The sequence below is a fragment of the Faecalibacterium taiwanense genome, assembly GCF_036632915.2.
GTDB classification, from domain to species: Bacteria; Bacillota; Clostridia; order Oscillospirales; family Ruminococcaceae; genus Faecalibacterium; species Faecalibacterium taiwanense.
The window spans coordinates 1,558,316-1,580,648 of sequence record NZ_CP155552.1 but is presented as its reverse complement, the minus strand read 5'-3'; the positions used below and the strand labels follow the sequence as shown (position 1 = coordinate 1,580,648).

At 58.4% G+C, this 22,333-nt stretch carries 17 protein-coding genes and 1 pseudogene; 5 read left to right on the top strand and 13 right to left on the bottom strand.

Going from position 1 to position 22,333, the window contains the following annotated elements; all coding sequences use genetic code 11:
* Nucleotides 1–391 precede the first annotated feature (391 nt).
* Both PXT33_RS07890 and PXT33_RS07885 read right to left on the bottom strand, forming a co-directional pair.
* Nucleotides 392–1,024, bottom strand: a complete 633-nt coding sequence (locus tag PXT33_RS07890) for a rhomboid family intramembrane serine protease (protein ID WP_005941761.1) — start codon at nucleotides 1,022–1,024, stop codon at nucleotides 392–394.
* The gene (locus PXT33_RS07885) at nucleotides 1,021–1,509 is read right to left on the bottom strand and encodes a CYTH domain-containing protein (RefSeq protein ID WP_118527011.1); all 489 of its coding nucleotides are present in this window, start codon (nucleotides 1,507–1,509) and stop codon (nucleotides 1,021–1,023) included. Before PXT33_RS07885 ends, PXT33_RS07890 begins: the two co-directional genes overlap by 4 nt.
* 141 nt (nucleotides 1,510–1,650) lie before the next feature.
* On the opposite strand from PXT33_RS07885, the gene PXT33_RS07880 reads away from it, so the two are divergent.
* The 5 genes from PXT33_RS07880 to PXT33_RS07860 all read left to right on the top strand — a co-directional run bounded on the left by PXT33_RS07880 (nucleotide 1,651) and on the right by PXT33_RS07860 (nucleotide 9,500).
* Nucleotides 1,651–2,877, top strand: coding sequence for a class I SAM-dependent rRNA methyltransferase (locus PXT33_RS07880; RefSeq protein WP_332376279.1), 1,227 nt, complete (start codon nucleotides 1,651–1,653; stop codon nucleotides 2,875–2,877).
* A gap of 664 nt (nucleotides 2,878–3,541) precedes the next feature.
* Complete coding sequence (locus PXT33_RS07875) at nucleotides 3,542–5,629, top strand: glutamine synthetase III (protein WP_332376278.1); 2,088 nt, start codon at nucleotides 3,542–3,544, stop codon at nucleotides 5,627–5,629.
* Between the two features lie 149 nt (nucleotides 5,630–5,778).
* Entirely contained in the window at nucleotides 5,779–7,098 is a 1,320-nt protein-coding gene (locus tag PXT33_RS07870; RefSeq protein WP_005937322.1) for a glutamine synthetase family protein, read from the top strand.
* A 41-nt stretch (nucleotides 7,099–7,139) separates the two neighbouring features.
* Complete coding sequence (locus tag PXT33_RS07865) at nucleotides 7,140–7,718, top strand: ANTAR domain-containing response regulator (RefSeq protein WP_005937320.1); 579 nt, start codon at nucleotides 7,140–7,142, stop codon at nucleotides 7,716–7,718.
* Between the two features lie 138 nt (nucleotides 7,719–7,856).
* The gene (locus PXT33_RS07860; RefSeq protein WP_118527002.1) at nucleotides 7,857–9,500 is read left to right on the top strand and encodes a CTP synthase; all 1,644 of its coding nucleotides are present in this window, start codon (nucleotides 7,857–7,859) and stop codon (nucleotides 9,498–9,500) included.
* A gap of 44 nt (nucleotides 9,501–9,544) precedes the next feature.
* Here PXT33_RS07860 and PXT33_RS07855 read toward each other — a convergent pair whose 3' ends face one another.
* From PXT33_RS07855 to PXT33_RS07805, 11 genes and pseudogenes are all read right to left on the bottom strand, one after another.
* Nucleotides 9,545–9,763: a diguanylate cyclase domain-containing protein gene (locus PXT33_RS07855; RefSeq protein WP_154255457.1), complete on the bottom strand. Its 219-nt coding sequence runs from the start codon at nucleotides 9,761–9,763 to the stop codon at nucleotides 9,545–9,547.
* A gap of 45 nt (nucleotides 9,764–9,808) precedes the next feature.
* The gene (locus PXT33_RS07850) at nucleotides 9,809–11,053 is read right to left on the bottom strand and encodes a glycerate kinase (RefSeq protein ID WP_005937311.1); all 1,245 of its coding nucleotides are present in this window, start codon (nucleotides 11,051–11,053) and stop codon (nucleotides 9,809–9,811) included.
* A gap of 103 nt (nucleotides 11,054–11,156) precedes the next feature.
* Nucleotides 11,157–13,277 carry a ribonuclease R gene (gene rnr / locus PXT33_RS07845; RefSeq protein ID WP_332376276.1) on the bottom strand — a complete coding sequence of 707 codons (2,121 nt, stop codon included), beginning with the start codon at nucleotides 13,275–13,277 and terminating at the stop codon, nucleotides 11,157–11,159.
* Nucleotides 13,278–13,443: 166 nt separating this feature from the next.
* A complete protein-coding gene (gene secG, locus PXT33_RS07840; protein ID WP_005937305.1) occupies nucleotides 13,444–13,695 on the bottom strand; it encodes a preprotein translocase subunit SecG in 252 nt (83 codons plus the stop codon).
* Nucleotides 13,696–13,797: 102 nt separating this feature from the next.
* Nucleotides 13,798–15,393, bottom strand: a complete 1,596-nt coding sequence (locus tag PXT33_RS07835) for a penicillin-binding protein 2 (protein ID WP_332376275.1) — start codon at nucleotides 15,391–15,393, stop codon at nucleotides 13,798–13,800.
* 281 nt (nucleotides 15,394–15,674) lie between these two features.
* Nucleotides 15,675–15,872, bottom strand: a pseudogene (locus PXT33_RS07830) (hypothetical protein); the annotation flags it as partial.
* Between the two features lie 75 nt (nucleotides 15,873–15,947).
* Nucleotides 15,948–16,637, bottom strand: a complete 690-nt coding sequence (locus tag PXT33_RS07825) for a hypothetical protein (RefSeq protein WP_347070277.1) — start codon at nucleotides 16,635–16,637, stop codon at nucleotides 15,948–15,950.
* A gap of 2 nt (nucleotides 16,638–16,639) precedes the next feature.
* On the bottom strand, nucleotides 16,640–18,091 hold the full coding sequence (locus PXT33_RS07820) for a hypothetical protein (RefSeq protein WP_347070276.1): 1,452 nt from the start codon (nucleotides 18,089–18,091) through the stop codon (nucleotides 16,640–16,642).
* A gap of 113 nt (nucleotides 18,092–18,204) precedes the next feature.
* Nucleotides 18,205–18,927: a LuxR C-terminal-related transcriptional regulator gene (locus PXT33_RS07815; protein ID WP_347070275.1), complete on the bottom strand. Its 723-nt coding sequence runs from the start codon at nucleotides 18,925–18,927 to the stop codon at nucleotides 18,205–18,207.
* Nucleotides 18,822–20,702 carry a hypothetical protein gene (locus tag PXT33_RS07810; RefSeq protein WP_347070274.1) on the bottom strand — a complete coding sequence of 627 codons (1,881 nt, stop codon included), beginning with the start codon at nucleotides 20,700–20,702 and terminating at the stop codon, nucleotides 18,822–18,824. Before PXT33_RS07810 ends, PXT33_RS07815 begins: the two co-directional genes overlap by 106 nt.
* 397 nt (nucleotides 20,703–21,099) lie before the next feature.
* Nucleotides 21,100–22,254 (bottom strand): site-specific integrase, encoded by a 1,155-nt coding sequence (locus tag PXT33_RS07805; protein WP_332376272.1) that lies wholly within the window; start codon nucleotides 22,252–22,254, stop codon nucleotides 21,100–21,102.
* Nucleotides 22,255–22,333: the final 79 nt, after the last annotated feature.

Sequence of the window (22,333 nt, the reverse complement as noted above, 5' to 3'; positions counted from 1 at the left end):
TTCTGTCAAGGACGAATAAAATATGGCCTTTTATCCGCGGTGCCACCCTGACTTCATGGGCATGACCCCATGCACTTGGCGGGATGCCAACACATCCCCGGCAACTGACGTATGCCCTACGTTGCAGAATACTGTGCGGCGAAAGTTCTCCGCAGTTCCCTGCACCCTCAGCGGTCCATTTCGGGAAAATATAACGCAAAGTCACACTTTCCTTGACGAACTGTTTCCGGTCTGCTTCTCAGCTGCGCAGGCTCTCTGTACAGGCATGGTTCGCCGTTATCTCCGCTTCAACGGTTTAGTGTATTGAATTTGGCTATATTAAACCACGGATTTTTCGTTTGTCAATACCTGTTTGCAAATTTTTCAAAATCAGCCTATGTCCACAGTGGGTTCAGCGCTTCCGGCGGCTGTTCGTGCTGGAAAACTTCACCGCTTTTGCCGGCCTGCGGCGGCTGTGCAACGCACTGTAGTAGCCAAAGGCAGTGCCGCATAAGCCGCCCACAATGTGCATGAAGTTTGCTACATTGTCGTGCACAAAAATGATATCGTACACCTGCTGACCAAAGTACAGCGCTGCAACCAGCAGCATGGTGACCGGGATGCCGCCGGAGAAGCCCGCCAGCGACGAAAGCATGATAAGCATGAACACGATGCCGGACGCGCCCAGCAGCCCTGAACGTGGGAACAGCACGCATTGCAGCACGCCGGTGACCAGAGCGGTGAACACCATGCCGCACAAAAGCGGCTTGCTGCCGTACTTTTCTTCCATTGGCGGGCCAACAACGAGCAGCAGCAGCATGTTGTTCAGAAAGTGGTCCCAGCTGGCATGGCCCAGCACATGGCCGAACAGCCGGATGTAGAACAGCGGGTCCTTCAGCGAGGAGCGGTAGACACAGAACAGATGCATCGTCGTCCACCCATCCGTCCACTGGTCGAGGAACAGCACCAGAAGTGACAGCAGGAAAAATGTGAGGATCACCGGGGAGTTGTACTGCAGTTCCAGTTTGAGTTTTACTTTTTTCATCCTCTTGTCTCCACCCAGTATTCGCCCATGCTCTGGCCGGGCTGGTTCGTCACTTCATCCTTAAGGTAATCGCCAAGGCCGCAGCTTTCCGGCTGCCATGCAAGGGCTGCTTCCACCGTGGGGTACTCCACCTCGGCATACCAGAACTCGGTGGGCTGGCCTTCGTCCACATGGTTCACTTCCAGCACAGAACCGTCCGGCAGGGTGTAGCTGCGGCGCAGCTTCGGGATGAGAGGTTTGCCGATGATCTTGTGTTCCAAATCCTCAAACAGCGCTTTGTCGATGCTGCGCTCGATCTCCTCGCGGGCAAGGCCGCCCCCGGATTTGAAGCAGAGGATGTAGTCCGTTCTGCCGCCGGTGAGGGCTTCTTCCCGGATGCGCACAGTGGGCCGCACGCTGATATAGCCCTGCCGCATGGCAAATTCCTCCCTGAGGGGCAGCCCCTCCGGCCAGCCCTTCACCATCCATTTGCGTTCAATTTCCATAATGCATCCCTCTTTCATGCGGTTTTTTGGCATTTCTTATTTATAATAACATGATTTTGTGCTATTATAAAGAGTAGATTTTTACTCCTTCTGTCTGCGAACGCGGGACGAAGGGAGTTCGTCCATGATAAGGAGAACCATATGAAAGAACGCGCTTACCCTGTGTATACCGTCAACAAACACGCCGAAGGCCTGCTGGTGGGCGGGCACCCCTGGGTGTATGAGAACGACATCCTCCATTCCCCGGAAAATGAGCCGGAAAACGGCACGCTGGCCGATGTGGTCAGCACCAAGGGTTCCTACCTTGGCACCGGCTTCGTTTCGCTCAAGAGCAAGATCCGCGTGCGGCTGATCTCCCGCAATGCCAACGACACCTTTGATGCTGCGTTCTGGCGCCGCCGGGTGGAATATGCATGGAACTACCGCAAGACCGTGCTGGAACCTGCAGACCTTTCCGCCTGCCGCGTCATTTTTGGCGAAGCCGACCAGTTCCCCGGGCTGACTGTGGACCGGTTCAGCAACATCCTCGTCACGCAGACCCTGAGCGTGGGCATGGAAAAGCTCAAGCCCATCCTCTTCCCCATTCTGGCAGAAGTCCTGCGCGCCGACGGCCAGACCATCGACGGCATCTACGAGCGCAACGATGAGGCTCTGCGCGCAAAGGAAGGTCTTGAGCAGAACAAAGGCTGGTTTGAGCTGCCAGGTGAGACTCACCCGGCAAGCACCCAGACCGAGATCTGCGAGAACGGAGTTTACTATCATGTGGATTTCGAGAACGGCCAGAAGACCGGCTTCTTCCTTGATCAGAAGTACAACCGTCGGGCGGTGGCACGCCTTGCTGCAGGCCACACCGTGCTGGACTGCTTTACCCACACCGGCAGCTTTGCACTGAACGCCGCTGCGGGCGGCGCTGCCCGTGTGACCGCCGCCGACATCAGCGCCGAGGCCATTGCCATGGCGCAGCGCAATGCCCAGCGCAACGGTCTGGCCAATATGGACTTTTTGTGCGAGGACACCTTTGAGCTGCTGCCCCGCTTGGAAAGAGAAGGACACCCCTACGATTTTATCATTCTGGACCCGCCGGCCTTTACCAAGGCGCGCCGCACTGTGGAGAACGCCATGCGCGGTTACAAGGAGATCAACTACCGTGCCATGAAGCTGCTGCCCCGCGGCGGCTATCTGGCAACTGCCAGCTGCTCCCACTTTGCCACCGAGGAGCTGTTCATCAAGATGCTGCGCGCCGCTGCAAAGGATGCGCACCGCCAGCTGCGGCAGATCGAGGTGAAACAGCAGGCACCGGATCATCCGATCCTGTGGGGTGTGCCGGAGACGAATTATCTGAAGTTCTTCCTCTTTCAGGTGATTTAACGATTTGAATACCCTCCGTTTCACTCTGGGTATCTTCAGCGGAAGTTTTATTTTTAATATTTGAGCTTCCGGAAAATCTGCGGATTTTCCGGAAGCTCTTTTTTCACAAAGCGGGGCCGTAACGGGCAATGGCACCGTATATTAAAAACACATTTTCACCAGAAGGGACCCCATCGGGTAAATGCATCTTTTTGCTGCGCTGCCTGAACCCTCTCAGTCAAAGCCTGACGGCTTTGCCAGCTCCCCCGAGGGGGGAGCTTTATGAGCAGGGACGGAAAACAACGATCTTTTCCGATGATGAATAAACTTACCCGGCAGCTGGATAAAAGCTCGCCCTTCGGGAGAGCTGGCATTGCGCAAGCAATGACTGAGAGGGTTTTTCCCATCGGGCGGAGAGGGTTCGTTCTCTTAAAAAGTCATACCAAGTGCGGATGCTCCAAAAATGCAGGAAGCTGTTTGTACAGAATCGTCAGATTTGTCAATTGCCTTTTTGGCCCGCCGGGGCTATAATCAAACCATAGACAGCAACGGCGCTGTGGGTCACCTCCTGACTCGCAGCGCCGTTTTTGTTAAGAAGCTTTCGTACTTCTGGGTGCGGCATTGCGGCAGACCAGAATGCAGACGAAAGGGTAAGAAAAATAAGATCAAGTAAGGAGTAGGATTTATGGCAGCGAATGTTATGGAAATCTACGGCAGCAAGGTCTTTAACGAACATGTGATGAAGGAGCGCCTGCCGAGCGCAACCTATAAGAGCCTGAAGAACACCCTGCACAAGGGTGCTCCGCTGGACATTGAGGTGGCAAACGTTGTGGCCAGCGTGATGAAGCGCTGGGCCATGGAGCTGGGTGCCACCCACTACACCCACTGGTTCCAGCCGCTGACCGGCATCACCAGTGAGAAGCACGATGGCTTTGTTTCCCCTGTGGGCGACGGCACCGCCATCATGGAGTTCTCCGGCAAGGAGCTGGTGCGCGGCGAGCCCGATGCATCTTCCTTCCCCTCCGGCGGTCTGCGCGCCACCTGCGAGGCCCGCGGCTACACTGCATGGGACCCCACCAGCTACGCATTCGTGAAGGATGACGTGCTGTGCATCCCCACCGCATTCGTCAGCTACACCGGCGAGGCTCTGGATAAGAAGACCCCTCTGCTGCGTTCCATGAACGCACTGTCCAATCAGGCAGTTCGCATCCTGAAGCTGTTCGGCAAGGATGTGGATTACGTCTCCACCACCGTCGGCCCCGAGCAGGAGTACTTCCTTATTAAGAAGGAAGATTACGAAGCCCGTCAGGATCTGATCCTCACCGGCCGCACCCTGTTCGGTGCCCCCTCTGCCAAGGGTCAGGAGCTGGAAGAGCACTACTTCGGTGTCATTCGTCCCGAGGTCTCCGAGTTTATGAAGGAGTTGGACGAAGAGCTGTGGAAGCTGGGCATTCCCGCCAAGACCAAGCACAACGAAGCTGCTCCCTGCCAGCATGAGCTGGCTCCCATCTTCGACACCACCAACGTTGCCATCGACCACAACCTGCTGACGATGGAGATGATGAAAAAGATCGCTCCCAAGTACGGTCTGGTCTGCCTGCAGCATGAGAAGCCTTTTGAGGGTGTCAACGGCAGCGGCAAGCACAACAACTGGTCCATGTCCACCACCCACGAGAACCTGCTCGACCCGGGCGACACCCCCATGGAGAACCTGCAGTTCCTGGTGTTCCTGGCTGCTGTCATCAAGGCTGTTGACGAGTACGCCGATCTGCTGCGTACCTCCGTTGCCACTCCCGGCAACGATCACCGTCTGGGTGCCAACGAGGCACCTCCGGCTATCATTTCCATCTTCGTGGGCGAAGAGCTGGAAGCTGTCATCGATGCTATCGCATCCGATTCCCCCTATGCCGGCCCCGTCAAGATGAAGATGGATCTGGGCGTTGATGTCCTGCCCAAGTTCAGCAAGGATACCACCGACCGCAACCGTACCTCTCCCTTTGCCTTCACCGGCAACAAGTTCGAGTTCCGTATGCCCGGTTCCGCTGAGAACCTGAGCGATGCCAACACCATCCTGAACACCGCCGTCGCAAAGGAACTGAAGGGCTACGCCGACGAGCTGGAGAGCGCTGAGGACTTTACCAGCGCTGTGATCGCTCTGGTCAAGCGCACCATCCGCGACCACCGCCGCGTCATCTTCAACGGCAACGGCTACACTGCCGAGTGGGAAGAGGAAGCCGCAAAGCGCGGTCTGCCCAACAAGAAGAACACCCCCGCTGCTCTGCCTGCCCTGATCGAGCCCAAGAACATTGCCCTGATGGAAGAGTTCGGCGTGCTGACCAAGGTAGAGATGGAGAGCCGCTACGAGGTGGAGATGGAGCACTACTCCAAGATCATCAACATCGAGGCTCTGACCATGCTGGAAATGGCCCGCAAGCAGCTGCTGCCTGCCGTCAACTCCTACATGAGCGAGCTTGCCAATACCGCAGCATCCAAACTGGCTGTGAGCGAGAACATCAGCGTGCGCAGTGAGACCAAGACCCTGACTAAGCTCTCTGCTGATGCCGATGCTATGAGCGACGCTGTCGATACCCTGCAGGATGCAGTGGATGCTTCCAAGGCATTGCCCACCGAGGCAGAAAAGGCCGTTGCTTTCCACGACAACGTGCTGCCTGCAATGGATGCTCTGCGTGCCGCTGCGGACGACGCCGAGACCATCTGCGGTGAGGATTATTGGCCTCTGCCCAGCTACAGCAAGATGCTCTACTACGTCTGATCTTTCATCAGCGTAACAGCAGAATAGCATCCGTAGGCTGCGGAATTTAAAATTGCCATTCTCCTTTTCCTATTTCTTACACCAGCCTAAAGACCTGCTCCCATTCTGAGGGCAGGCCTTTAGGCGTTTTATTTGAAAGGGAAACCATTATGAGCTATTCGACCCAACAGGACATCCTTGATTTTGTGGAGGACAACAACGTCAAATTTGTGCGCTTTGCCTTCTGCGATATCTTTGGCACTCAGAAGAACATTGCCGTGCTGGCAAACGATCTGCCCAAAGCTCTGGAAGACGGTGTCTGCTTCGACGGCAGCTCCATTGCCGGCTTTATGAAGGTGGAGGAAAGCGATCTTGTGCTGCGGCCGGATCTTTCCACCGTGACCATTCTCCCCTGGCGGCCTACCGAGGGCCGGGTGATGCAGTTTTTCTGTGATGTGGAAAAGCCGGACGGCCAGCCCTTTGGCGGCAACTGCCGCGGCTTTCTGCGCAGCGTGAATCGCAAATTCAAAAAGCTGGGCATCACTTGCAATGTGGGCGCAGAGTGTGAGTTCTACCTGTTCGAGAATGATGACCGGGGCCGCCCCACCCGTATCCCCATCGACTTTGGCGGCTACTTTGACGTGGCCCCGCTGGATGCAGGCGAGAACCTCCGCCGGGACATCTGCCTGACCATGGAGCAGATGGGCATGAGCCCTCAGCACAGCCATCACGAAAGCGGCAACGGCCAGAACGAGATCGACTGCCACCACGCAGGCCCCCTCAAGACCGCCGACAACGTGATGATGTTCAAGCAGATCGTGCGCGCCATTGCCACCCGCAGCGGCATCCATGCAAGCTTCCTGCCCAAGCCCCTGCCGGATCAGGCAGGCAGCGGCCTGCACATCAACCTGTCCCTTTACATGGATGGCCGCAACCTGTTTGAGGGCGACATTGCCCCGGACAGCATTGCAGGCAGCTTTATGGCCGGTGTGCTGGCCCACAGCCGGGAGCTGACCGTGTTCACCAACCCTCTGCCCAACAGCTATCAGCGCTTTGGCTGCGATGAAGCGCCCCGCTATGTGAGCTGGAGCCGCCAGAACCGCAGCCAGCTGGTGCGCATCCCGCAGGTAAAGGGCGACAACTGCCGCATGGAGCTGCGCAGCCCGGACCCTGCCTGCAACCCCTATCTGGCCATTGGTCTGGTTCTGGCTGCCGGATTGGACGGCATCGAGAACCGCATGGTGCTCTCTGCCCCCGTGAACAAGAATCTGTTCGACCCCTCTATGGCTGAGGGCCTCAGCCTTGAGACTCTGCCCGCCAGTCTGGAAGAGGCCGTGCAGGCTGCGGAGGAGAGCGAATTTTTGCGCAGAGTGCTGCCCGAGCAGCTTGCCAGCCGCTACTTTACGGAAGAACTGAAGCGCTGCGAAGCACTGAAACACGCGTCCGACCCTGTTGAGTACGAGCGTACCCATTACTTCAACGCCATCTGACCCCTGCAAAAGAGAGTGTGTAGGAGAAAGGAGCGAAGGAAATGGGACGTGCACTGATCGTAAGTGCCGGTGCAAGCTCCAACGAGTATATCGCTGCACGGCTGACCGAAATGGGCTACAGCCGCCCGGTGATCATTCCCAGCGGGGCCGAAGCCCGGCGGCGCATGACGGAATCGGATTTTGAGCTGATCGTGGTCAACTCTCCCCTGCCCGATGAATTCGGGCATGAGGTGTGCATCAATGCTGTGGAAAAAACAGATGCCGGTGTCGTGTTTCTGGTCAAGGCCGCACAGGCTGAGCAGCTTTTGGGACCTTTGAGCGAACAGGGGGTATTGCTGCTGTCAAAGCCCTTCAGCACCGCCTTTTTTGTGCAGGCCATGCACATGGCGGCGGCGGGCAACCACCGCCTGCTGCGTGCCCGGCAGGAGAACGCCCGCTTACAGGAAAAGATCGCACAGGTGCGGCTGGTCAGCCGGGCAAAATGCTGCCTTGTGGAGCACGAGCACATGACCGAAGCCGAGGCACACCGCTACATAGAAAAACAGGCCATGGATACCCGTCGTGACCGCACAGAAATTGCACAGGAAGTCCTTGAAAATTATGAGGACATGGGTGTATAATATTGGATTGGGAAAAGTATCCTTGCTTTCACCGGCTCATTTTGGGAAAGGCTGAGAGCAAGACCGTTCACCTGAAAGAATTCACAAAGGTTTATAAGGGAAAGAATTCAGAAAAGCAAAAATAGAGGAGGAAATTCTATGGCAGAGAAACAAACCAAATTCATCTTTGTCACCGGCGGTGTCGTCTCCGGCCTTGGCAAGGGCATCACAGCTGCATCGCTGGGCCGTCTGCTCAAGTGCCGCGGCCTGAAGGTGGCCAGCCAGAAGCTGGACCCCTATGTGAATGTGGATCCCGGCACCATGAGCCCGCTGCAGCACGGTGAGGTGTTCGTGACCGACGATGGCACTGAGACCGATCTGGATCTGGGCCACTACGAGCGCTTTATCGACGAGAATCTGAACAAATACTCCAACCTGACCACCGGCAAGGTGTACTGGAACGTACTGAACAAGGAACGTCAGGGTGCATATCTGGGCCAGACCGTGCAGATCATTCCCCACATCACCAACGAGATCAAGAGCTACATCTACAATCTGGCCTCTTCCACCGAGGCTGACGTGGTCATTACCGAGATCGGCGGCACGACCGGTGATATTGAAAGCCAGCCCTTCCTCGAGGCCATCCGTCAGGTGGGTCTGGAGCAGGGCCGCGACAACTGCTGCTACATCCATGTGGTGCTGGTGCCTTACATTTCCGGCTCGGACGAGTACAAATCCAAGCCTGCACAGCACTCTGTGAAAGAGCTGCAGGGCATGGGCGTGAACCCGGATATCATCATCCTGCGCGCAGACGGCAGTGTGGGCGGCGACATCCGCCGCAAGATCAGCACCTTCTGCAATGTGAAGCCGGAGTGTGTGATCGAGAACCTGACCATGCCCAGCCTGTACCAGTGCCCGCTGATGCTGCACACCGGTGGTCTGGACGAGGTAGTGGTGCAGAAGCTCAAGCTGGATGTGCCCGCTGCCGACCTGACCGAGTGGAAGCAGGTGGTCAGCCGCATTGCTACCCGCAGCAAGACCTGCAGCATTGCACTGGTGGGCAAATACGTCAAGCTGCACGACGCCTATCTCTCTGTGATGGAGAGCCTGTACCACGCAGGCTTCGAGAATGACAGCCAGGTGGAGATCAAGTGGGTGGAAAGCGAGGACCTGACCGACCAGGCCGCCTGCAAGGAAGCCTTTGCAGATGTGGACGGCATCATCGTACCCGGCGGCTTTGGCGACCGCGGCATTGAGGGCATGATCCAGGCTGCACAGTATGCCCGCGAGAACCATGTTCCCTACTTTGGCATCTGCCTTGGCATGCAGATCATGGTAATGGAGTTTGCCCGGGGAGTTTTGGGCTACAAGGATGCAAATTCCAGCGAATTCACCCCGGATGGCAAGCATAATGTGATCGCCCTGATGGCCGACCAGCAGGGCAACATTCCCAAGGGCGGCACCATGCGTCTGGGTAAATACCCCTGCAAGGTGATGCCCGGCACCAAGATGGCCGAGTGCTACGGCGAGGCCGAGATCTGGGAGCGCCACCGTCACCGCTACGAGTTTAACAACGAATTCCGTCAGGAGATGCAGGACGCCGGTCTTGTTATTTCCGGCACCAGCCCCGACGGTCGTCTGGTAGAGACTGTAGAGCTGCCCGGCCGTGACTTTCATTTGGGCGCACAGTTCCACCCGGAGTTCAAGAGCCGTCCGAACCGTGCTCACCCGCTGTTCAAGGCATTCATTGCTGCGGCACTCAAGTTCCGCGCCAGCGAGCAGCGCAGCCTGCTGCACATGTAAACCATAAAAATAAGGTGCTGTCTGTGCGGACAGCACCTTATTTTTTACCCATATAATCCATGATCCTGCAAGGCATGGTTCTTTTGCTTGTGCTTATACATCCGCTGGTCAGCCAGACGGGTGATCTTGTCTGTATCCGTGCCTTCTTCCGGGTAGAGGGCAAAGCCGCAGCTGGTGCCGATCGTCAGAAGACTGCCTGCAACATGATAGGGTGCTGCAACAGTCTTACAGATAAACCCGACCTTGCGGCGCTGCAGCTCCATCCGTTCCGCTTCCGCTTTTTGCAGAGAACTCCCGGTGGCTTTGTTCTATCCTTGATTTCCGATCAGCACCACGGCCACATCGTTGACATTCGTGCCGGTCGCGCCGGTGATGATGAGCCCATCCACCGCCTTGAGGGCATGGTAGGCATCGTTGTTCTGCAGCACATCGTACACGTTCAGCTGGTTCTGCGCCAGTGCTGCGGCCGTGCTGCCGTCCACATAGCCGCCCGCAGCATCGGTTGGGCCGTCGGTGCCATCGCTGCCCACCGAAAAGACCGCTGCATCCAGCCCGGCGATCATTGGTGCTGCAGCAAGGGCCAGCTCCTGATTGCGCCCGCCCAGACCTGTTCCGGTCAGATGGACGACCGTCTCACCGCCTGCAAGAAAGGCCAGCTTTTTGCCCTGCCCCGCGTGGGTGCGGGCTATGGAACCAAGGAAGCTGCCAGCCTCCCGCGCTTCACAGCAGAGCCTGTCGGTCAAGATCACCGGCTCATAGCCCAGCTCCCGGCAGGCGTTGGCTGCTGCGCTGCACAGCTCCCGCACGCTGCCGGTGATCTGCGTGGCAACATGGTCCAGCACCTTTGGAGTCTCCTGTGCCAGCAGAGCCTTGGCCTGTGCCGAAAGCTGCAGGTGATATTTTTCCGCAATGGCAAGGGCCTGTGCACAGGTGGAGGTATCCGGCACCGCCGGACCGCTGGCGATCATATCCAGCGGGTCGCCCAGAATATCACTGAGCACGATGCTGAACACCTGCGCAGGCGCACAGCTCTGTGCAAACCGCCCGCCCTTGACCCCGGACAGGCGCTTGCGAATGGTGTTCATCTCCACGATATCGGCACCGCTGGCAAGCAGCTGGCCCGTGATCTGCTGCAGCTCTGCGCCGGGGATCAGCGGCTTTTCAAACAGTGCACTGCCGCCGCCGGACAGCAGAAACAGCACCGTATCCTCTGCCGTTAAGCCCTGCACCAGTTCCAGCGCTTTCCGGGTGGCGGCAAAGCCATTCTCATCCGGCACGGGGTGCCCGGCTTCGCAGCAGTCCACGCCGGGGATCGTGCCCTTCACGTGGCCGTATTTGGTCACGACCACACCGCCATCCACCCGGCCAAGAAATTTCACTGCAGCATGGGCCATCTGCCATGCTGCCTTACCGGCAGCCACCAGCAGCACCCTGCCGCCCTGCGGCCGGAAATTTTTCAGCGCGCGGCGCACCGCTTCGTCCGGCAGAACAGCGTTCAGGCTGGCACGGATGATGGCATCTGCATCTCTGCGCAGTGTTTCGTTTTTCAGCATGTCGTTCTCCCCTTTTCCACCGCTTCTTGTCCGCGGACAAAAAACACCTGTACAGTCTCTTCCTATGCAGGAAAACGCCGTACAGGTGTTCTGATCTTTTTGCTTACTTTGTGCTTGCCGGAGCAACCTCAAAGTCGATCTTGCCCAGGTTCACATCCGCACGCACAATGGTGATCATCATGGTGTCGCCCAGGCTCCAGTTCTTGCCGGAGACGGGGTCGGACAGGCGGATGCCCTCGGTGAGCATGGTACCGGAGGGGGTCAGGCTGGAAGCCGGCACAAAGCCCTCCACGCCGTTGTCCAGCTCAATGAACAGGCCGCGCTGGGTCACGCCGGAAATGCGGCCCTCGTAGCACTCGCCCAGATGGCGGCGGGCATACTCGGCCTTGTAGCAGTCCTCAGCCTTGCGCTCGATCTGCATTGCAATGATCTCGCGCTCACTGGACTGCTTGCTTGCCTTCTCGGCAAAGTCGCTGTAGCGCAGCACCATGGTATCCTTATCCATGCCCTTGAGCTGGGCGGTCATGATGCGATGGATGGCCAGATCCGGGTAGCGGCGGATGGGGCTGGTGAAGTGAGCGTAGTCCTTCAGCACCAGGCCGTAGTGGCCCTTGGGCTTTTCCTCATACACAGCCTTGGACATGCAGCGCAGCATACCGGTATTGATGATCTGCTCATACGGGCCGCCGCGCACACCTTCCAGAATTGCGCTCAGCTCCTTGGGGGTGGGCACATCCTTGGCAAAGTGATCGTTGATGCCGCAGGCCTGCAGCAGAGTGTGCAGACGCTCCAGCTTTTCAGCATTGGGTTCCTCGTGCACACGGTACACGAAGGGGATCTGCTTCACGCGGGCAAAGTGGGCAGCGCACTGGTTGGCCAGCAGCATGAACTCTTCGATCATAGCTTCGCTCTCGCCGGAGGTGCGCTTTTTCACATCGATGCAGTGGCCGTCCTCGTCGAGGATCAGCTTCACCTCGCCGCTCTCGATATCCATGCAGCCGCGCTCCTTGCGCAGGCGGGCACGGTGGCCGTACAGCTCCTTCATGGCGGGCAGCTGGCTGAGCACTTCATGGTACTTGCCCTTCAGCTCGTCGTCAGCACTGCCGGCCAGCAAGGCGTTGATCTCGGAGTAAACACCCTTGACGCGGCTGCGGATGACCGACTTGACAAAGCGGTAATCGATCAGGTTGCCATCCTTATCCAGATGCATCAGGCAGGAGAAGGCCAGACGCAGCACGCCCTCATTCAGGCTGCAGATGCCGTTGGAAAGCTGCTTGGGCAGCATGGGCACCACCTGATCGGCATAGTAGACGCTGGTTGCGCGGTTAAACGCTTCGTTGTCCAGTTCGCTGCCGGGCTTGACATAGTTGGAAACATCTGCAATGTGGACACCCAGCTCAAAACCGCCCTCCGGGGTCTTGGTCAGGCTGATGGCATCATCGATGTCCTTGGTCTCAGCACTGTCAATGGTGAAGATGGGCAGGGCGCGCAGATCCATGCGGCCCTCGGTGTCCTTTTCAGAGACCTCAGCGTTCTCCAGCTTCTTGGCTTCCTCACGAACCTTATCCGGGAAGCGGCTGTGGATATCCTGCGCATAGAGCAGGGCCTTTGCGCAGCGCTTTGCTTCGTCCGAGCTGCCAAACCGCATGGCAACGCCCACGCGGTGATCTTCCTGCCGATTGCCGCGCTGCAGGATCTCCACGGCCACCTTGTCGCCGTCCTTTGCACCGCCCTCGCAATCACGCATCATCTGCATGGAGATGGCCGGGCAGTCGTCCGGCACGAACTTCAGGCGGCCATCAATGCGGCGGGCAGTGCCCACCAGATCGTTCTTTTCTTCCAGAATGGCCAGGATCTCGCCTTCATCGCTGCCCTCCACACGGGGGTGCTCAAACTTTTCTACAAGCACCATGTCGCCGGGCATGGCACCGCGGGTAAAACGGCCCGGGATAAAGATATCGCTGGTGCCGTCCTCCAGCATGACAAAGGCAAAATTCTTGCCCAGTTTTACCACCTTGCACAGCAGAGCCTTGTCTGCACGGCCGGAGCGCACCGTAAAGAACACGCCCTGACGCTGGCAGATGACCGCCTCGTGCACCAGCTGATCCACAGCCTCCATCACCTTGCGGTCCGAGCCGCGGTCCCCGCCGAATTTGGATTTGAGGTCTTTGACGGTGCACGGCTGATTCTGGATCGCGTGCTCAATTTTATCGCGCATTGCCATAATATTTTTTCTCCTTGCTCTTCCATGGCCGCAGCCTCCAACGTGCCGCAGCGCTGCCAATCGTGGGCCAGCTGCCCCACCCTGCCCGGCGGTCAGACTGCCGCCGACATCCTATCATAACACAGAAAAACAGCCCCGTCCTTTACACGGGGCTGCACGAACCTTGTCAACCTGCCAGACGGCCTGCAAACAGACATGCCAGAATGGCAACCACAAAGAAAACAATACCTGCAATGCGGGTGGTCTTGGCCAGCATCTGATCAGCCGGGGTCAAACGGGCATTGTTTGCGCCGCCCATACTGCCGTTGATAGCACCGGAAAGGCCCTGACCGTGGGTGTGCTGCATGAGAGTGAGGAAAACGATGACGAGCGAAGCGATCAGCAGGATCACACCGCCAACAATTTCGATAACAGACATGGATTGAAACGCTCCTTTATTTTAATTCAACAAAAACTACGCAGAAATACAAATATATAGTAGCATAACAAGCGCAAAAAAGCAAGCAGAAACCGTGCATTTTTATGCCAGAAGGTCCAGCATTGCGCACAGCCGGGCAAAGATGGCGGCGCTGGAATGTTCCGTGCTCACCTGCCCGTCCTGCAGCACCACAATGGTGTAGCGCGGCTGCTGCGCCGGGTAAAACCCTGTGAACCACAAGTTTTTGCGTTCCGTGCCATCCGGTGTGAACTGCCCGGTCTGCGCGGTACCGGTCTTGCCGCCAGCCCCTTCTTCCAGCCAGGCAGCATCCTGTGCGGTGCCCTCTTCCACCACCTGCTGCAGCATTTTACGCAGGAGCGCTGCATTTTCCGCGCTCATCACCCGCCTTGACTGCGGATGTGCAAGCGTTTCCAGCGGCGTACCGTCAGTTTCATCCACCGAGCCACACACAAAGAAAGGCGTGCGGTACACCCCGCCGGAAGCAATGGTGTTCATCATGGCGGCGATCTGTACCGGTGATGCCAGCAGACCGCCCTGCCCAAAGCTGAAATTTGCCAGCTGGCCGCTCTGGGCAAGCTCCCCGGCAGACGGCAGCTTTCCGGCATCGGCGTACAGCGCACCTGCCACCGGCACCTCCTGCCCGAAGCCAAGCTGCCGGGACATCTGCAAAAGCGTCTCTGCCCCCAGCTGCTGCCCCAGCCGGATAAAATAGCCGTTGCAGCTTTTTTCCAGAGCCGCAGTCATGTCCACCGTTCCGTGCGGAACACCGCCTGCGCAGCGGAAGATCTGTCCATCCACCACCACAGCACCGGTGCATTCGCACTCCGGCAGGATGCCCTGCTCCAGCGCTGCCGCAGCCAGCACCGGCTTGAACACTGAACCCACAGCATAGCTTTCCAGTGCGCGGTTCAGGAACGGACCGTCCGGTGCATCCAGACTTGCGGCAAGGTCATCCGAGTCATAGCCCGGTACGCTGACGCTGGCGCGAACCGCAGCAGTGGCCGTGTCCAGAACCAGAATGCAGCCGCTGGTCATGGTGTCTGCGGCCACCGCTTCGGCGGCACGCTGCACCGGGCGGGAGATCGTCAGCTGCACGCCCACCGCACTGCTGTCCTGCCGGGTGAGCTGCGGTGTTTCCCCGGCCCGCAGCCGTCCTTGTGCTGTGACCGCGCACACCAGCGTGTCATGCTCCTTTGTCCCGGCCAGCTGGCTGTCCAGCGCCTTTTCCAGCCCGGCAATGCCGCGGCCTTCTGCATCCAGATAGCCGATCAGATGCTGGCACAGCGGAACTTCTGCGCAGCGCCGTGCCGTTGCAAAGCAGCGTATGCCGCGCCCGGAAAGGTCGCGGTCCACTTCCAGCAGAAACGGTGCGGAGCGGTTGCGGTTCCGGTACAAAAGTGCCTGCCCGGCACTGTCCGTAAATGCATACAGGCGTGTGTAGTTGTTTTCGCCCGGGAAGCAGAGGGCAAGATACCGCGTTTCCAGCCCGGTGAGAAGCAGGCCGCTGTGGTCGTAGAAGCTGCCCCGCCGGGCAGGCAGCGAGAGCCGGACCGTGCTCTGTGCTTCGGCCCGGGCAGCATAGGTATGGTTCTCTGCCAGAAAATACAGGCGGCACAAAACTACCGCAAACCCCAGCAGAACAGCTGCATACAACGCCAATACCCGTTTGCCGGACATCTGCTCACCCCTTTTTGATAGAGTGGGCTGCATCTGTGGTTTCTATACAAAAAGAGACGGAGTCTCCGAAGAGATCCCGTCTCCATAAGGTACTTATTGAGTAAGCACATCTGCTGCTTAGGACATGCCGCCCTTCCAAACCACACTTTTGGAGCCGAATCACGAATATCGGGAAACGTAGACTTTTGTAGAATTATCAAGGCCACAAGCCGATTTTTTCCAGATTCTCCGTTTTTGCACGATCCACGCTTTTCTACGCAAATCTACGCCACTTACCGGGTCACCTCACCATACTTGTTCTCGCAGTCGAATACATGGCACTCATGGATGTGGGGCGTGCTTTCGTCCAGATGCAGTGCCCTATCCAGCACATGAACGTGTTCGCCGAATTTAGCCTTGAACTCCTCAATGAACTCTGTGACGAGATTGAGCAAGTCCTCTGCGGAAGCGTGTTCATCCAGCGTTCCAAGCTGATAGATAAACAAGCAGCGGCCCCGCAGACTTTGAAAAAGGTCTGCGGGGCCTTGTGCTGTGGGGCTATTTTACCTGCACGGTCATGGTTCGGTCACTGCCCGGTAGCCGCGGATGACGCGCCACTTGGCGACGCCCTTGTCCGGCTTAAAGCTGCCGTCGGCGCGGGCTTTCAGGTAGCCCTGCTCGATGGCCCACTGGGCGGCTTGGGCCAGCTCCGGGTCGGCTACGTCCGCAAAGGCGGGCAGAGTGGCCGGGGCCGGGCGGCCTGCGGTGTTCCAGAGGAGCATTGCCAGCTCGGCGCGGGTATGGGGCACGGCCACCCCTGCAGGCAGGAGCTGGTCAAGGATGAGCTCCGTGCCCACCTGATAGGCCACGACGCCCGCCGCGCCCACGACTGCGACGCCCGCAAGAAGGGTGCCGAAGCCGTCTCCGCCGTCTGGGCTGCCCTCGCCGCTCTCGGCGGTGCGCCAATGGCCATAGAAGGTCACGTCCCGGTCGAGGTTGCCCACATGGTTCGCGCCCGGGCCCATGTAGTAGGGGCTATCCTCCAAACGGGTGCCGTCTTCGAGGAACCAGCCCTCAAAGAGGCGGGCTTCCTCCTCGCTGCCGGTGATCGCACCGGGGAACTGCATTCCTCCATTCACCGGTTCGTCCCCCGGATGGACGACCCAGTAGACCTTAAAGTCCGTGGGGGCCTGCTCCGGCCGGGCGATCTTCGCCTTCTTACTCTCGTTCATTTTGCCTTCCACCAGATCAAGGCCGTGAGACATGATCAGGCGTCCCAGTTCGAGGGCATAATAATCCTGTTCCTCCGATGCATCCGTTTCCGCCGTGATGACGGTGCCTGCGCCGGAAGCCTCCAACTCGTTTGCGCCACGACGGCCGAGCCGCCGGCTTTCACATCCAGCGTGCTGTTCGCCACGGTGAGCTTGCCGCACCGAATGCCAAACTGGAAGAAATTGCCTTCCGAGTTCGTGCCTGCAATGGTCACGGTGCTGTTTTGGATGGTGATGTCCTCGTCAGAGCGGCCTGCCCGGATCGCGTCATCACCAACGTCGCCATCGATATTGCCCGTAAGTGTGAGGGTTGCGTTATCCAGCGTCAGCGGGCCTTCCGTAAGGATTCCATCGGCGTTGGAAAGGGTGGCTGTGCCGGTAATGGTCAGCTCTTCCGCCAATTGGGAATCGATGCAGCAGTAACCGCCCGCGGCCCCATCCAGCGTGAGATCGGCATCGTTCAGGGTCAGCGTGTTGGTCGTCGGGTCAAACTTCACAGACCCGCCATCCTCCAGCACATCGCTTTGGTTGCTCTTTGTGACCTGCTTGCCTGCTACCCAGAGGTCGTAGGTTTCACTTTCCGGCTGGTCCGGGTCCACATCCGTCAGTTCCAGATAGTCTTGGTTCTGTCCTATGGCAGCCGTAAAGTTCTCATAATTTTCCTTCACGTTGATTTCCGTATACGCTCCATTCTCGTCGGTGCGATACCAGAACCTGCTTACGTTTCCGATGCTCAGTCTCCCCTGGACGATGTTATTGCCGTCGCCGTTTTCCGCCACAATCATAAGCAGATGGCCGCCGTTGTATGTCAGAAGACAATCCTTCCCGATGTACCGATCCGCATGGATCTCCAGCTCGCTGCCCGGGTTCATGGTAGTGAAATTGGCGATGCCGCATTCTGCATTTGTGATCTTCACCTTGCCATCGATCTGAACGCTTCCCCAGCCGATGCCCGTCTGGAAACCCTTCAGCGTGATTCTAGTATCGGAAGCAATCGTCGTTTTATCGTTTGTAGCGCCTAAAATTCCTTTCGACTGGTTTCCCGCATCGGTATTGGAGAGATCGTATTCTCCCCTTACTATTTCCTTTGCTCCATCAAAGCCGTTGCTTTTCGTTCTGCCCGTCACTTTGCCATTTGCCACCAGCCTCAGATTTTTTTCACTGAGGGCTTCGACCAGCGAAGAATTATACGGGTCCGAAGTTGTATCCAGCGTCACATCTCCGTCAAAGGTCAAAAGGCCATGGTCATAGGATACCTCACCCTGAATGTACGGCACCCTCTCATTATCATCGACCCGTCCGACATACTCCGGATACAGAAGTACATTTGTCACCCCGCAAGCTGCTCCCATCGTCGAGCTGCCCGCCAGTGCCAGCGGGGCCGCGAGGTTCAGCGCGAGGGCTGCGGAAAGCACCCCGGCGAGGAATTTCTTCCATCTTCGTTTCATTGCAAAAGCCTCCCTTTTTCTACCAATTTTGTTGCAGGAAAAAAGCTCCACGGTTCACTTTTAGGATACCGTGGAGCTTTGGTTTTTGCTATTAACCCGGGGTTAGTTTTTGGTTAATTCCGGGGGGCGTTTTTCTGATACCACTCCGCCAGCCGGGCGCGGCGGGTGCGGGGGTCGCCGCCCATATCCAGCTTTGCGTACAGCTGGTTGATGTACTGCTTCACCGTTCCCTCGGAGAGGTAGAGGGCGGCGGCGATTTCCTTGTTGGTGCACCGCCCGGCCACCAGACGGGCCAGCTCCCGGTCGCGGTCGGTCAGGGGCAGCTCCGGCGCGGGGGCGGGCAGGCCCAGCCGGGCGGCAAAGGCCCGGCCTGCGGGCAGGATGCGGGCCACGAAGGGCCCCAGACGCGGCTCGCTGGCAGCCCAGTCCTCCCCTTCCAGCAGGGGGGCCAGAGCGGGATACTGCTCCACAAAGAGCACCCAGAAATCGTCCTGCACAGCGTCCAGCAAAGCCGCTGCCAGCGCAGCCCGGGCCTCGGCCCGCTGGCCAAAGCGCAGCTGCGCCGCCGCCAGCTGAATGCGGGCCTGCAGGCCCACCAGACCGTAGTGCATGGCCTCGCACCGGCGCAGCAGGCCCTCGCTGTGGGCGATCACCTTCACGTACTCCCCCTGCGCCAGCCAGACCTGCTGCTCGATGAGGGACATCATGGGGCGGCAGGGCCCAAAGAAGCTCACCTCGGCCAGCTTGTGCTCCCGGAACAGCTCCGGGGCCTGCTCCGGCCTGCCCTGCAGGGCATAGAAATAGGCGGCGATGCTTTCCAGCAGATGCACCTGCACCCCATCGTGCTTTTGCAGCAGGGCGGCGCGCTTGGCGGCAAAATCGTACCCCTCTTTCCCCTTGCCGCACAGGGCCAGCCGCAGGGCCAAAAGTCGCAGCAGAGGGTCATGTTTTCCTGCCCGGCGGCGTCGGCCCGGGCCCGCTCCAGCAGCACGGCGGCTTTCTCCCACGCCCCCTGCAGGTAGGCGGCCTCCGCGTCCATCAAAAGCTCGGCCCCCCGGCCGTGGCCGTTGGTGATTTTATAGTAATGGGGCATACACTCGTACATTTCGGCCAGTTCTTTGCCCAACTCCCCGGGGGCGCGGTAGTACATCATCAGCACCGAGGGGGAGCCGAAGGTCCAGCTGCCGCTGTTGCGCAGGGTGACGGCGGGGCGGCTCATCTGGCGGCTGGCGCTGCGGTGGAGGCGGCTCATCTGGGTGATGTCGTTGTAGAACAAGAAGCTCTGGATGAGGTCGCACTCCCCCAGCAGGTTGCCCCGCTCGGCGGCGGGCCACTCGGGGTGTTGGGCCACGGCGGCTTCCAGCAGGGCTTTCAGCTCCATCATTTTGGGGATCTGCTGCCAGGTGAACATCCGGCGCATCAGCACCAGAATGGCCAGCGGGTGGCGCTGCAGCGCTTCCACCGGGCAGCGGTCCAGCCGCTGCAGCAGCTCGGCGGGGCTGAGGGAGGCAAGCAGATCCCCCGCGTCCGCCTCGATGACGGCAAGGGCTGCGTCGCGGTCGCCGCAGTGCTCAAAGGCCTGCAAAGCGTGGAGGTACTGGGCTTTTTGGGCATACCAGCGGCCATACCGCTGCCAGACATCCGTTTGCCGGGCGGCGGGCAGCTGGGCAAAGAGCCGCTCGGCGCACTCTTTCATCATGTGGTGGAAGCGGAAGCTCACCCCGTCCGGCAGGCGGGTGACAAAGGCGTTTTGCTGGGTGAGGGCCCGCAGCACCTCCTCCGCGTCGGGCAGGGCGGTAACAGCCCGGGCCATCTCCACCGTGAACTCATCGGCCAGCCCCATCACAGCGAGGAAGCCCCGGGTCTTCTCGGGCAGGGACTCCAGCATGGCGGCGGTGAACATGGCGTAGATGTCCGACCCCGGCTGCAGCAGGCTCCCCCGCTCGGCCAGGGCATGGAGGTTCAGGTAGACGGCGGAGAACCACCCCTCGCAGGAGCGCAGCAGGCTCTCGGCCTGGGCGGCGGTGATCTCCACGCCGCAGCGGTGGGTGTAGGCCAGCAGCTCCTCCCGGTTCAGGCGGAGGCCGTCGGCCTCGATGTGGTGGAGCCGCCGCCCCAGCCGCACCACCTGCTCCCCGGGCAGAAAGCGGTTGCGGCTGGCCACGATAAGGTGGACGTTCTCGGGCAGGCGGTAGGCCAGCCGACACAAAAACTGCGCCACCCGCTCGTCCCCCAGCAGGTGGAAATCGTCCAGAAAAAGATAGTAGGGCGTTTTGCCGCCCAGCGCGGCACACAGGTCCTCCAGCAGCAAAGCCGCGCCGCTGGCGTCAGCGGGGCAGTCGTAGCCCTCCAGCACCGTCAGCCCGGCGGCGGCAAAGGCCTTCTGCACGCTTTTCCAGAAGATGGAGCGGTTATCTGAGTAGATGCTGGCTTGCAGCACCACGGCCCCCGCCTTGGCCTGCTCTGCCAAGAACCAGCGCACCGCCGTCGTTTTACCGTAGCCCATGGGGGCCACCACCGCCGTGAGCGCACAGGACGCTATGGGCCGCAGCGTCTCCCGCATTCGGTCCGAGATGTAGATGATGTTCAGGTTCTGCCTGTTTCTGGCCATGCGCGTTCCCCTTTTCCTTATGCTAAGGCTATTGTAGCACATTTGCGGCGAAGAGAAAAGTGCGGCAGGGGTGCAAAAAAGCAGGCAGAGCCTTCGCCTTTGCGAAAAGTTCTGCCTGCGTTCTTTTTATAAATTGGGATTCTTGGGAGCGGCGGTTTTGGCTTAGTACATGCCGCCCTTCCAAACCACACTTTTGGAGCCGAATCACGAATATCGGGAAACGTAGACTTTTGTAGAATTATCAAGGCCACAAGCCGATTTTTCCAGATTCTCCGTTTTTGCACGATCCACGCTTTTCTACGCAAATCTACGCCACTTACCGGGTGATTGGCGTAAGTTTTGGCGTAAGTTTTGGCGTAAGTTTCGGCGTAAGCAATTCCGCTTCATGCGTCGAAAATCACAGGTTGCCGGCGATCTGTTCAAAGGCTCTTTCAACCGATTCAAAGCTGCTGTGCGTGTAGACATCCAACGTCACACTGGCATTGGAGTGGCCCATCAGGTATTGCAGGCTTTTTACATCCAGCCCGGCCTGCTGAACATTGGTGCAGAAGGTGTGTCGCAGCACATGAGGTGTAATGCGCGGAACAGGTTTGCTGTACGCCTTCTCAAACTTTCCCTGCACGCCGCGCATATAGTTTTCCAAGTGCATTGCCACCTTCGGCATTCCGGACTTGTCCAGAAAGAGAAATCCGCTGCAACCATCCACCAGCGCTTCCACTTTCGTGGACGCTCTGGCTTTTACTACACGCCGCAACGCTGCACAAACGGTATCTGTCATGGGAACATTGCGGATACCGCTTTTTGTTTTCGGCGGTGTGACAAAGTAGGGCTTTTCAGCCGTCCGGCAAAGCTGCCGCCGGACATTGATACAGTGCCGTTCAAAGTCGATATCTGCTCGTGTCAGGCCATACAACTCACTCACACGCAAGCCGGTTCCCATAAGAATGACGATATCATCATAATAGTTGCCTCCATAGTCTTGAACGAATTGCAGATATTTCTCCTGCTGTTCTCTGGTCAGGGCATTGCGCACATAAGCGTCCTTCGGCACAACATCCGACAGCTTGAACTTAAATGGATTCTTGCGGACGATGTCATCCTCCACCGCCATCTCGAATGCCGGTCTGACAACGCTTTGCAGGATTCCTATGGTGTTTTGCTTGAAACCGCTGTCATGCAGAAACACGAACCAGCCTTTCGCATCGGACAATTTTACCGTTTTGATGGCTTTTTGCCCGAAAGGGTCAGCATGAATCCGCTTGACCGCTGTGTTGTACGACCGAAGTGAATTGGGTTTCAACCCACGTTTCAGGTTCATATAGCGGTCAACCAGATCAGCCACCGTCATCTCTCCGGCGGCGTAGTCGATGCCGTCTGCCAGATCGCGCCACAGTTCTTCCTCTTTTTTCCGCAGCTCTGTCAGGGATTTAGCGTAAATACAACGCCGTTTCTTGTGGATATCGGTATAACGATAGTCGTAGGTGCCGTTTGCTCTTTGGCTTTCGCCATCCTTCAAAACACGACCCTTGCTATCTTTGCGCTTTTCAGACATTTAGAAACTCCTTTCTGTGAAAAGCGCATCTATAAGGTCAGTGTCAGTATAACACATCAACCATGCGATTTCCACCCGC